This is a genomic window from Floridaenema flaviceps BLCC-F50, from assembly GCF_041929275.2.
GTDB lineage: Bacteria > Cyanobacteriota > Cyanobacteriia > Cyanobacteriales > Aerosakkonemataceae > Floridanema > Floridanema flaviceps.
Map to the genome: position 1 here is coordinate 3,365,481 of NZ_JBHFNR020000001.1, position 12,684 is coordinate 3,378,164.

Here is a 12,684-nt window from a genome sequence, read left to right on the forward strand (position 1 = left end):
CACTTACCTGAAAAGTGCTGTAACTGCTTGAGAGTGCATAAAACTCAAAAGTCAAACCTATAAACTATTAGACTTGCCAAGCAGTTTTGGCTTTTATCAGTCCTGTTCAAAATTATACACTTTAGGGACATCGCGATTCTTTAACCGTAACCGCACGAGTTTTTATGACTTTTAAAATTATTAAGTATAAAACAAAAAAAAATTATTTGCAAATTACTGGAAAAAGAATATTCTTAAATGAAGTATAGTAAATGATGGCTTTGCAGATTTTAGCTAGCGTAATCAAACCAAAAATAATATTTAGAGCTACCTAATCATTTTATCAAGGTAGTGCTAATTATCTCTATTTAATTTATAGGGATAAATCTACTGTTTCTTAATTCAATGCTATCTGCCGAAAACTAGAGGAGTTTCTTTTGCTTATGACTGACAGTACTTCTGTGAAGACAATTCTGATTCTGGCAGCTAATCCCACAAATACAGCACCCCTGCGATTAGAGGAAGAAATCCGGGAAATTGACGAGGGATTGCGACGGGGAAATAAAAGAGAACAGTATAAATTAGAGCAAAAATGGGCAGTGCGTTCCCGTGACTTTTATCGAGCTATTTTAGATTATCAACCCAACATAGTTCACTTTTGCGGACATGGTGCGGGAGAAGATGGAATTGTTTTAGAAGATGATACGGGAAAAATGGTGCTGGTGCAGACAAATGCCCTCGCTAGTATGTTTAAAGTATTTGCCAAAAAAAGTGTAGAGTGCGTAATTCTCAATGCTTGTTATTCCGAAGTACAGGCGGAAGCAATTAGCAAATACATTAAGTATGTTGTTGGCATGAATAAAGCTGTGGGAGATAAAGCAGCAGTTGCTTTTGCTGTGGGTTTTTATGATGCCATTGCTGCTGGATTCACAGTAGAAGATGCTTACGATTTAGGTTGCTCACAAATGATGGTTTCCTTGGAGCATGAAACTCCGGTTTTAAAGAAAAAAGAGTTAAAAGAGTTATTTCATGCTCCAATTGATGAGGTTTTAATTTCTTTTGAGGATGTGATTCCGCCTAACCCTTACCAAGGATTGTCTGCATTTAAAGAAGATGATAAAGATTTCTTTTTTGGACAGGAAAAATTTGTGAATAAGTTAGTAGAAGTAACTCACAAACAACCACTGGTAGCCGTAGTTGGGCCAAGTGGAAGTGGTAAATCTTCTGTGGTATATGCGGGTTTAATTCCCCAATTGCGAAAAGAGGGAAACTGGTTAATTGAATCTTTCCGTCCGGGAAAAGAACCCTTTGAGCCGTTAGCTTCTGCCTTGGTGCGGCTATTAGAACCAGAAGCAGGTGAAACCAAACAATTGCGGGAAACAATGGGGCTAGCAGGTGATTTGCGAAACGGTAGAATCACTTTGCAGCAGGTAGTATCTCGGATTTTGGCACTTAACCCAGGTAAAAGGTTGTTGTTAGTGGCAGACCAATTTGAGGAACTATACACCCTTTGTCAGGTGAAGGAAGAACAGGAGCGTTTTGCTGATGGATTACTAACAGCTATTGCTCAACAAAATATTACTTTAGTTTTGACTTTACGGGCTGATTTTTACGGTTACGTCCTTTCTTATCGCCCATTTCGGGATGCCCTACAAGAGTATACCCCGCAGTTACTCAGTTCCATGAACCGGGAGGAATTACAGGCAGCAATTGAATTACCTGCTCAAAAATTGGAAGTACAACTAGAATGGCAATTAACCCAACGCATTCTTAATGATGTGGGGCAAGAACCGGGGAATTTACCATTATTAGAATTTGCCCTAACTCGCTTGTGGGAAAAGCAGAAAAACCGGGTATTAACTCACCAAGCTTATGAAGAAATTGGCGGAGTGAAAAAAGCCATTGCCAATCATGCCGAACAGGTTTATCAACAATTGAGTGAAATAGATAAAAAGCAGGCACAGCGAATATTTGTGCAATTAGTGCGTCCGGGGGAAGGAACGGAAGATACTAGGCGCGTTGCTTCTCGTGCGGAAGTGGGGGAAGATAACTGGAATTTGGTCAGTTATTTGGCGGGATATCAAGCGCGTTTGGTAGTGACGGGACGACAAGAACAGGAAGATACAGTAGAGGTAGTGCATGAAGCACTGATTCGAGAGTGGGTAACTTTGCGCGACTGGATGAATACGAACCGTGAGTTTCGGACTTGGCAAGAACGGTTGAAGCTGGCGTTACGGGAGTGGAAAAATAACAACCATGACGCTGGAGGTTTGTTGCGGGGGACATCGTTGAGTACGGCAGAAGATTGGTTGCGAAAACGCGCAGATGAGATGACGCAGGAGGAACGAGATTTTATTCAGGTTAGCGTTAAAGAACGGGAGAGGGACAGACAGCAACGGAAACGTGGACGACGACTGCAAATTATCGGGCTAAGTGGCTTTTCGGTGATAGCTTTGGGTTTAGCAGGAGTAGCTGGTGTTGGTTGGTGGAGTGCTGCTATTAATGAAATTAATTCTCTGGCTCAATATTCCGATCCGCTTTTGAATTTAGACGAGTCAAAAGCTCTCAAATCTGTTTTAAAAGCCGTTGTGCAAATGCGACATACTCCTTTGGTAGATGCCGATACCCAAACCCAGGTAGAACTGTCATTATTAAATACAGTTTCTAATGTAGCAGCATCAAATACTTTGGGCGGACACGCAGACGAGGTTACTGGTGTCAGTTTCAGCCCGGATGGCAAGCTGCTGGCCACTGGCAGTCGTGACAAAACCGTCAAACTGTGGGATACCACCACTGGCAAGCAAATTAAAACCCTCACAGGCCATAAAAACTGGGTTAATGCGGTTAGTTTCAGCCCCAATGGGAAGTTGCTGGCCACTGGCAGTGCTGACAAAACCGTCAAACTGTGGGATACCACCACTGGCAAGCAAATTAAAACCCTCAGCGGACATACAAACTTGGTTTGGGGTGTCAGTTTCAGCCCCAATGGGAAGTTGCTGGCCACTGGCAGTCAAGATAACACCGTCAAACTGTGGGATATCACCACTGGCAAGGAAATTAAAACCCTCACCGGACATACAAACTGTGTTTGGGGTGTCAGTTTCAGCCCCGATGGCAAGCTACTGGCTTCTGGCAGTGATGACAAAACCGTCAAACTGTGGGATACCTCCACTGGCAAGGAAATTAAAACCCTCACCGGACATACAGACAAAGTTTGGGGTGTCAGTTTCAGCCCCGATGGCAAGCTACTGGCTACTGGCAGTAGTGACCAGACTGTCAAACTGTGGGATACCTCCACTGGTAAGGAAATTAAAACCCTCACCGGACATACAACAGGGGTTTATCCAGTCAGTTTCAGCCCCAATGGGAAGTTGCTGGCCACTGGCAGTGCTGATAAAACCGTCAAACTGTGGGATACCACCACTGGCAAGCAAATTAAAACCCTCAGCGGACATACAAACTGGGTTTATGGTGTCAGTTTCAGCCCCAATGGCAAGCTGCTGGCCACTGGCAGTGCTGACAACACCGTCAAACTGTGGGATACCTCTACTGGCAAAGTAATTAAAACCCTCAGCGGACATACAAACTGGGTTAAAGCTGTTAGTTTCAGCCCCGATGGCCAGCGGCTGGCTACTGGCAGTGGTGACAACACCGTCAAACTGTGGGATACCTCTACTGGCAAAGTAATTAAAACCCTCAGCGGACATACAAATAGGGTTAATGCTGTCAGTTTCAGCCCCGATGGCCAGCGGCTGGCTACTGGCAGTGCTGACAACACCGTCAAACTGTGGGATACCTCTACTGGCAAAGTAATTAAAACCCTCAGCGGACATACAAACTGGGTTAAAGCTGTTAGTTTCAGCCCCGATGGCCAGCGGCTGGCTACTGGCAGTGCTGACAACACCGTCAAACTGTGGGATACCTCTACTGGCAAGCAAATTAAAACCCTCAGCGGACATACAAATAGGGTTAATGCTGTCAGTTTCAGCCCGGATGGCCAGCGGCTGGCTACTGGCAGTGCTGACAACACCGTCAAACTGTGGGATACCTCTACTGGCAAGCAAATTAAAACCCTCAGCGGACATACAAACACGGTTAGGGCGGTCAGTTTCAGCCCAGATGGCAAGCGGCTGGCTACTGGCAGTGGTGACAACACCGTGAAACTGTGGGATACCTCTACTGGCAAAGTAATTAAAACCCTCAGCGGACATACAAGCTGGGTTAATGCTGTCAGTTTCAGCCCGGATGGCCAGCGGCTGGCTACTGGCAGTCAAGATAACACCGTGAAACTGTGGGATACCTCTACTGGCAAGGAAATTAAAACCCTCAGCGGACATACAAACACGGTTAGGGCGGTCAGTTTCAGCCCGGATGGCAAGCTGCTGGCTACTGGCAGTCAAGATAACACCGTCAAACTGTGGCGGTTAGATTTTGATTATTTAGTTAAGGAAGGATGCAATTTTATAGACAATTACCTCATACCTAATCCTAATGATAAAGATGCCCTGGAAATTGACAGAGATTTATGCAAGAAGCTTTGATAGTTTTAGATAGAAAACTGCATAAAAACCCCCAGTTTATTCCTATATAAAAATCAAACCTTTCCCAAACCCCTTACCCACCATCAACCATGACAAACCAAACCCCCAACTTCTACGCCCTCCTCATCGGTATCGATTTCTATTTCCCCCATGAGTTACCCGATGGACATTACAAAAACCTGCGGGGATGCGTCCAAGATATTAACCACGTCGAAACCTATTTAAAAAACACCTTCAACCTCACCCCCGACTAAACAGCATTAGACCAATCTCTAAAAGGTTTTGGTAATCAAAAACCGACCAATGCTTTGGAGGAATTATTGGCAGCTGTTATGGATGAAAATTCGCCAAAGAGAAATATGAAAGTTGTAACTTCTGCTAGAGCGCCAGTCCAGTAGAAGTATTTGACAAAATCAACTCACTGTGGATAGTTGCACAGGCTCCGGCAGGGCGAAGCATTCGGACATAAAATCTTGGGTTTTGTACAATAAATTGTTGCCCGAATGCTTCGCCCCTACATAGCACACATCTTTTCGTTTTTGTCAATCTCTTTTACTGGACTGGCGCTCTAGGATTCCTGATAAATCAAGCATTCTCCGACTTAATCAGGTTTACTTATTATTACATTTTGGCAAACTTGCATCTTAATTTGGCAGTTGGTGGAAGATTGCGATCGCTAATAACGCAAGTTGCTAGTTATTAATTATTTCCTGTTCCCCCCTTTAGTAAGGGGGGTTAGGGGGGATCTTTAGCTGTGATTACTAGGTTTAGATCCCCCCAACCCCCCTTAATAAGGGGGGCTAAGAAAGAGTCAGACTTGTAACTAGCAACTTGAGTTAATATCAAACAAAGGTTATGCGATCGCGATCGCTTTGACAAGAGTTTTGCAGCTTTCAACAACCCTCTCGGCTAGAGTTGGGTTGAAAGCTCTTTTAGAGTCCGATCGCATTTAGACGAAAAATAATGTGTTATTCAACAGGAGGAGGGCGAACGATGGGACTTGAACCCACGAATGGTGGAACCACAATCCACTGCCTTAACCACTTGGCTACGCTCGCCTTGCGATTACTTATCATAGCACTCTTTTCCCAAAAGGATCAAGTCCTTGACTCAGAGATGAAAAAATTCTTTCAGTGCTAAGCTAACTCTGGACTTAAACGGACACAGTAAATTGATGAAAAGTTGGAATCTTCCCCTATCTCTGGGTACTGCCATTGTAACCGGACTACTGGTGTCCTTAGCCATCAGCAATCCCAGTCAGTCAGAGTACGAGGAGTATGCTACCCAGGAACTAACCGAATATTTGCAAAAAAATGTCTGTCCTCAAGCACCGAAAATTTGGGGAAAGTCCCTCAAACGAGAGTGCAAAAGATTGGTTAATTCTAATCAATCTGAAATCAAAGACTTCATTTCTCAAGGTACGGAAAGATATAATTTTCTTCTGTTCAGTATTTACAAAACTGAGTTATCGATTACTCAAGTTTCGCCCTTCTTACCCTCTGGCTTATTACCTTCTTACCATTTTGGCACATTAGCAGTGGGGCATCAATTTTATATTTACCAAGCAGAACAGCAATAAGTTATTAATTATCTGAAATCACTCAAATCTCTAAAAGAGCTTAACATTAGTAAAATTTCTTTTCAGAAACCTTTGTAAACTGTCAACTATAAGTTAAGTATGTTAACAGACTATCGATCGCCTCTGGGTAAAGTACAGTCAACAACACTTCGGTTTCAGTATCCAAGCATACATTTTCCCTGCTGTTAATGATGATTATGGACGCTTTTGTGAGGCGGTTGGTTGGCCTGCACATCAAACCAATAATTCCTACTTAAAATTTAGCTTGTCAGCCCCAGTGGGACATCTGCCTTCACGTAGTTGGGTTGGTGGATCGCAATGGTGGCGACATGGGGCGACTATGGCATCCAAACTCAGCAAACATTAAGTTTCAGAAATTAACAGAGTGTCAATTATTCTCATCTAACTAAAAAGTAAAATTTTTATTTTTTACTTTTGGTAAGTGTGGTCGTTTCCTGACATATATAGACCTTGCCAAATTAGTTGATTGTGCTTCCAGCCAAACTCCAGCTTAAGCAAGTCTTAATTATTGATAAAATTTTTCATCTATTGCCAAAAGCCTAGTTGACTATTAAAAGGAAAGTGATAGATTGTCATTAGCTGCAACCAGAATCCTTAAGTAACAGGAAAAGGGGAAAATATGACCCAAGCTTTAGGTTTAAGACAAGCCGTAGATCAGATTGCTGACAATCCAGTTTTATTAGAAAAATCCGTTACTGGACCTGTATGTGAAGGATTAAATATCGCCTTAGCTAGCTTTCAAGCTTTGTATCTGCAATATCAGAAACATCATTTTGTAGTTGAGGGTAGTGAATTCTATTCTCTACATCAATTCTTTCAAGATAGCTACGGAGAAGTAGAAGGCCACATTCATGAAATTGGTGAACGTTTGAATGGCTTAGGCGGTGTTCCTGTTGCTAGTTTCACCAAACTTGCTGAACTGTGTTGCTTCACTCCCGAAGATGATGGCATTTTTACTAGCCGATCGATGGTAGAACATGATTTACAAGCGGAACAAGCTGTAATCAAAGTAATTAGAAGCCAAGCAGCACAAGCAGAAAGTTTAGGCGATCGCGCTACTCGTTATCTGTATGAAAAAATCCTGCTGGAAACAGAAGATAGAGCATTCCATTTAGCTCACTTCCTGGCTCATGATAGTCTGACTCTGGCTTTCGTTGCTCCTAGTCATAATTAAGGGCACAAGGCAGAAATAAAGCTGATATTTAACTCTAGATCCCCGACTTCTTGAAGAAGTCGGGGATCTGACTCTAGATCCCCGACTTCTTGAAGAAGTCGGGGATCTGGGCATAAATACTAAAATATAGGAATTAGTTTAAAAGTTAGGTAAAAAAGGAAAGTTATGCAGTTTATCGATCGAGTAGAAGTTGAAGTTGAGGCTGGTAAAGGTGGCGATGGAATTGTCGCATTTCGCCGGGAAAAGTATGTTCCGGCTGGTGGGCCTTCTGGTGGTAATGGGGGGAAAGGGGGTTCTTGTATTCTTGTGGCGACTTCTGACTTGCAAACTTTGCTGGATTTTAAATACAATCATCGGTTTAAGGCTGAGGATGGTTCGCGTGGGGGGCCAAATAATCGCACTGGGGCAAATGGTAGCGATCGCATTATTCAAGTTCCCTGTGGTACTGTCGTTTATGATGCCGAAACTGACGAAATTTTGGGCGATATTGTGGAAGTTGGGCAAACTCTTTGTGTTGCCGAAGGTGGTAAAGGTGGTTTAGGAAATCAGCATTTTCTCAGTAACCGTAACCGTGCGCCGGAATATGCTTTACCAGGGTTGCCCGGAGAACAGCGACTTCTCCGTTTGGAATTAAAACTGTTAGCTGAAGTGGGAATTATTGGGTTGCCAAATGCCGGAAAATCTACTTTGATTTCTACTATTTCTGCTGCTAAACCCAAAATTGCTGATTATCCTTTTACAACTTTAGTGCCGAATTTAGGTGTAGTGAAAAAACCGGATGGTGATGGCGCAGTTTTTGCTGATATTCCCGGACTGATTGAAGGTGCTCATTTAGGCGTGGGTTTGGGGCATGATTTTTTACGCCATATTGAACGCACTCGGTTATTGCTGCATTTAATTGACGCAACGGCGGAAGATCCGATCGCAAATTATCAAACAATTCAAGAAGAATTATTAGCTTATGGGCGGGGTTTATCCGAACGTCCGCAACTTTTGGCTTTGAGTAAAATTGATGCGATCGATCCTGCACAAATTAATTTAGAAAACCTGCGCCAACAATTGCACGAGTTAAGCGGAAATCAAGTTTTTCTCATTTCCTCTGCTACTCGTTCTGGACTAGAGAATTTGTTACAACAAATTTGGCAAATGTTGGAAGAAACCGAACAATTAGAATTAGAAACTCAACTTCTTCAATCCTAGCTTGAGAAATTAATTTATCTGTGCGGTTGGCGGTAAGGGGGGTACAGGGGCAAGGGAGAGAGGTTATTATAACTCAAATTTAGTTGAAAACTTGCCTTAGAGCTTCGTACTTAATAAGAAAACTACCGCCAGACATAAAGTAGAAGTAACCCTTGGGAAATTCTGCCAAAAGGCAGAGCAGGAGTTTTGCAGTTTGATCGAAAATTAAAATGGTTGAATCTGCTGATTTAGGAAAGCAATTGCCATCTGGGTTGAAAAAATGGAACAAGAAGAAATGTTGAATATAACCCTTCTCGATCGAATTGCTGCACTAGAACAGCGAGTTCAACAATTAGAAGAGTTGGAAAGGGAATGTCAAAAAGAAAAGAAAGCTCTGCAACAAGAACTGGCGGAAATTAAGGACAAGAGCGATCGCTTAAAGCAATTAGAGCAAGTTGAAGACAATCTTCGCCAAACTGAAGAAGTGTTAAAGTTAGCCCTCCACTCTGCCCAAATGATTGTCTGGGACATGAACTTAAAGACAAATCAAATTGTATGTTGTGAAAATGCTCCCCAAATCTGGGGCATTCAAACAGGTTCAGTGGAAGAGTTTTTCGCCCTTGTGCATCCAGACGATCGGCAAAACATAATCCAATCTGTCAAACGGGCTTTAGCTGGCGAAACTGCCTACAATCAACAATATCGGGTAATTAGTCCTGATGGACAGATGCGCTGGTTACATAGTCAGGGAACTGTATATTTTGATGCGGCGAAACAACCAGAACGCTTAATCGGGATTTCTGTAGATATCACGGAACGCAAACAAGTAGAAGCGGAATTACGGCTAAGAGAGCAACGCTTTACTACCTTGTTCAATGGCATGGAAGATTGGGTGTTAGTGTATCATATTACGCCTGATGATCAACCGGGAAAGTTGATCGAAGTTAATGAGCAAGCTTGTAAGCGCTTAGGTTACAGCAGAGAAGAACTGTTAACCATGTCTGTTACCGATATTGTATGTTTCACAAATCTGACTCCGCAATTTCTGATTGAAAAACTGCAAACACTCAAACATTTTGTCTTAGAATCTATTCACCGTACCAAAACAGGTGAATTAATTCCTGTAGAAGTTAGTGCTACTTTATTTACTCTCAATGGTTTACCGACGATTCAAGCGATTTGTCGTGATATTACTAAACGCAAACAAGCGGTAGAAAAACTCCGCGCTAGTCAGGAACGTTTATTATTAGCAAATCAGGTAGGGAAAATTGGTACTTGTGAGTGGGACTTTAAAACGGGAAAATTAACTTGGTCTGAGGAAATGGAAGCCTTATTTCATTTGGCTCCTGGAAGTTTTGAGGGTAGTTATGTACATTGGTTAAAACGGGTACATCCAGACGATCGCGCCCATGCAGACGCAGCCGCTCAACGTACCGCAAGGGAAGGAGTTGACTTTGATACGGAGTTTCGGATTCTACTTCCTGATGGGAGCGTGCGCTGGGTAGTAGGTAAAGCGCGAATATTCAAAGACGCTTCAGGAAAACCTTACCGTTTGATTGGTGTAAATATGGATATCACCGATCGCAAACGAGTGGAAGAAGAACTACGCACAAGTGCTCAACGCTTAAGTTTGGCGTTATCAGCTGCCAAAATGGGCGACTGGAGTTGGGATGCAACAACGGATATGGCGACACTTTCGCCAAGGGCGGCCCAAATATTTGGCATTCCATCAGGCGCTTACATGACTTGGACAGAAATGCAAAATTTATTGCATCCAGAAGATAGTAATCGGGCAAAATTAGCAGTAGAAAAAGCTATTGCTGAAAACAGCGATTATGATATCGAATATCGAGTAATTCTGCCTGATGGAGAAGTGCGTTGGGTTGCTGTCAAGGGAAGGGCGCAGTACAATGCTTCCGGGCAAGTTTTGGGAATGTTGGGCGTGCTTCTAGATATCAGCCCCCGCAAACAAGTAGAAGTGGAAAGAGAAGAATTATTGTTACGAGAAAAAGCTGCTAGGGTGGAAGCGGAAAGCGCTAAAGAAGAGATTACGAAAATTTTAGAAAGTATTACTGATGGTTTTGTAGCTTTCGATCGCCAATGGCGTTTCACTTATGTTAACCATGAAGGTAGTCGTACTTTAGGAAAATCTCCCCAAGAGTTGCTAGGAAAAAATGTTTGGGAGGAACTCCCGGAACTAACAGAAACTAGCTTTGGTCGTTTGTATATTCAAGCCGTCGCCCAAGGAGTACCGTTAGAATTAGAAGATTATTACCCACCTTTTAATGCTTGGTTTTCAGTGCGTGCTTATCCCTCAGATGCCGGACTTTCTCTATATTTTCGCAACATTAGCGATCGCAAACAAACTGAAGCCGAAATTGCTAATTTAACCCGCAATTTACAAAACCGAATTAACGAATTACAAACTTTGTTTGATGTAATTCCGATCGGCATTTTAATTAGCGACGATCCCGAATTTAAACAGGTACGTGCTAACCCAGCCTTTGCTAAAATTCTCGGAACTCCTGTTAATGGTAATGCTTCCAGCACACCACCAGCAGGTAATTCTCCACCTAATTACAAGATTTTTAGTAATGGCAAAGAACTCACCCCGGAAGAAACACCTTTGCGTTATGCAGGTATTCACAATGTCCATTTGCAAGGAGTAGAAGTTGATATTTTGCGCCCAGACGGAGTATTGTTTAATTTATATGGCTATGCTTCTCCTTTGTTAGATGAACAAGGTAAACCTAGAGGTGCGGTAGGAGCTTTTTTGGATATTAGCGATCGCAAACGCGCTGAAACCGAACGCGAACAATTATTAGCCAGTGAAAAACTTGCCCGCGAACAAGCTGAAGCAGCTAACCGGGTAAAAGATGAATTTTTAGCCGTTCTTTCTCACGAGTTGCGAACTCCTTTAAATCCGATTCTTGGTTGGACAAGACTGTTACAAACAGGAAAATTAGACCAGCAAAAAACTGCTTTAGCCTTGGCAACAATTGAACGCAATACTAAATTACAAACTCAATTAATCGAAGATTTATTAGATATTTCGCGGATTTTACAAGGTAAATTAACTTTGCACGTATATCCAGTAGATTTAGCCATGATTATTGAAGCGGCAAAGGAAACAATACGTTTAGCCGCTGAAGCCAAAATGATTGAAATTCGCACAGATTTAAAATCAGAAATTCGGGTGATGGGTGATGCTAATCGACTGCAACAAGTTGTCTGGAATTTATTAAGTAATGCGGTAAAATTTACCTCCAACGGCGGACTAATTGACGTAAAGTTAGAAATAATTGACCGTTATGCTCAAATTACGGTTAAAGATACAGGTAAGGGAATTATTCCTGAATTTATGCCTTATGTATTTGAGTATTTCCGACAAGCAGATAGTTCAATTACACGCAAATTTGGGGGTTTGGGTTTAGGTTTAGCGATCGCTCGACAAATTGTAGAACTTCACGGTGGTACTATTAAAGTAGAAAGCCCCGGAGAAGGATTAGGTGCAACTTTTACAGTGCGATTACCCTTAATAAGAGCTAATACACCAACCAATCAAAAAAGTAGTCAATTAAATGATAATTTGAACATAGAAAATAAGCAAATTTTGGTTGTAGATGATGAAGCAGATACGCGGGAATTAATTGCTTTTGTCTTGGAAGAATTAGGCGCAAAAGTAATCACCGCTACCTCGGCAAAAGAAGCATTAACTTTGCTAGAGGAATTAACTCCAGATTTATTAATTAGTGATATTGGAATGCCAGAGATGGATGGTTATAGTTTAATGCGTCAGGTGCGATCGCTAAACCTAACTAAACAAATTCCCGCCATTGCTTTAACTGCTTACGCCAGCGAAGCAGATCAAAAACAGGCAATTCTCGCTGGTTTTCAATTACATATTGCTAAACCTTTAGAAATAGAGCAATTAACTCAGGCAATAATTAGTTTACTAAATTGATTGGCAAGTGGCGATCGGGAACTGGGTACGACAATTGCTGTTAAAAAACTTTCTGAGGATGGAGAATTTTCCAAATTATAGAAAAAGCGAAATCGATATGACTACCAACTTTGCAAAACTTGAGAATTTCCCTAACTACCGAAGCAAGATTAATTGCTAATTTGGGAATAATAAAGCTGATGAGATTTTCTGCAAAGACTATGATAAGCTTGCTCTTCTCTTTTTAGCTCTGTTTCGGTAGTCGGTA

Annotated in this window: 7 protein-coding genes and 1 tRNA gene; 7 read left to right on the forward strand and 1 reads right to left on the reverse strand. The window is 42.1% G+C overall.

Going from position 1 to position 12,684, the window contains the following annotated elements:
• Positions 1-422: 422 nt before the first annotated feature.
• Together ACE1CI_RS16265 and ACE1CI_RS16270 are read left to right on the forward strand one after the other, a co-directional pair.
• Positions 423-4,520 carry an nSTAND1 domain-containing NTPase gene (locus ACE1CI_RS16265; RefSeq protein WP_496615520.1) on the forward strand — a complete coding sequence of 1,366 codons (4,098 nt, stop codon included), beginning with the start codon at positions 423-425 and terminating at the stop codon, positions 4,518-4,520.
• An 89-nt stretch (positions 4,521-4,609) separates the two neighbouring features.
• Complete coding sequence (locus tag ACE1CI_RS16270) at positions 4,610-4,774, forward strand: hypothetical protein (protein WP_413260996.1); 165 nt, start codon at positions 4,610-4,612, stop codon at positions 4,772-4,774.
• 731 nt (positions 4,775-5,505) lie between these two features.
• On the opposite strand, the gene ACE1CI_RS16275 is transcribed toward ACE1CI_RS16270, so the two are convergent.
• Positions 5,506-5,578: transfer RNA gene (locus tag ACE1CI_RS16275), tRNA-His, on the reverse strand.
• Positions 5,579-5,694: 116 nt separating this feature from the next.
• Here ACE1CI_RS16275 and ACE1CI_RS16280 point away from each other — a divergent pair.
• From ACE1CI_RS16280 to ACE1CI_RS16300, 5 genes are all read left to right on the forward strand, one after another.
• Positions 5,695-6,099, forward strand: a complete 405-nt coding sequence (locus tag ACE1CI_RS16280; RefSeq protein ID WP_413260995.1) for a DUF4359 domain-containing protein — start codon at positions 5,695-5,697, stop codon at positions 6,097-6,099.
• Between the two features lie 112 nt (positions 6,100-6,211).
• Entirely contained in the window at positions 6,212-6,466 is a 255-nt protein-coding gene (locus ACE1CI_RS16285; RefSeq protein WP_413261013.1) for a GUN4 domain-containing protein, read from the forward strand.
• Between the two features lie 273 nt (positions 6,467-6,739).
• Positions 6,740-7,294, forward strand: a complete 555-nt coding sequence (dpsA, locus tag ACE1CI_RS16290) for a DNA starvation/stress protection protein DpsA (protein ID WP_413260994.1) — start codon at positions 6,740-6,742, stop codon at positions 7,292-7,294.
• A 165-nt stretch (positions 7,295-7,459) separates the two neighbouring features.
• Positions 7,460-8,494 (forward strand): GTPase ObgE, encoded by a 1,035-nt coding sequence (gene obgE / locus ACE1CI_RS16295; protein ID WP_413260993.1) that lies wholly within the window; start codon positions 7,460-7,462, stop codon positions 8,492-8,494.
• Between the two features lie 259 nt (positions 8,495-8,753).
• On the forward strand, positions 8,754-12,437 hold the full coding sequence (locus ACE1CI_RS16300) for a PAS domain-containing protein (protein WP_496615521.1): 3,684 nt from the start codon (positions 8,754-8,756) through the stop codon (positions 12,435-12,437).
• Positions 12,438-12,684: the final 247 nt, after the last annotated feature.

Excerpts from the sequence above, each read along its gene's own strand:
- ACE1CI_RS16265 (WP_496615520.1), top strand. The coding sequence starts at position 423 with ATGACTGACAGTACTTCTGTGAAGACAATTCTGATTCTGGCAGCTAAT.
- ACE1CI_RS16270 (WP_413260996.1), top strand. The coding sequence starts at position 4,610 with ATGACAAACCAAACCCCCAACTTCTACGCCCTCCTCATCGGTATCGAT.
- ACE1CI_RS16280 (WP_413260995.1), top strand. The coding sequence starts at position 5,695 with ATGAAAAGTTGGAATCTTCCCCTATCTCTGGGTACTGCCATTGTAACC.
- dpsA (WP_413260994.1), top strand. The coding sequence starts at position 6,740 with ATGACCCAAGCTTTAGGTTTAAGACAAGCCGTAGATCAGATTGCTGAC.
- obgE (WP_413260993.1), top strand. The coding sequence starts at position 7,460 with ATGCAGTTTATCGATCGAGTAGAAGTTGAAGTTGAGGCTGGTAAAGGT.
- ACE1CI_RS16300 (WP_496615521.1), top strand. The coding sequence starts at position 8,754 with ATGGAACAAGAAGAAATGTTGAATATAACCCTTCTCGATCGAATTGCT.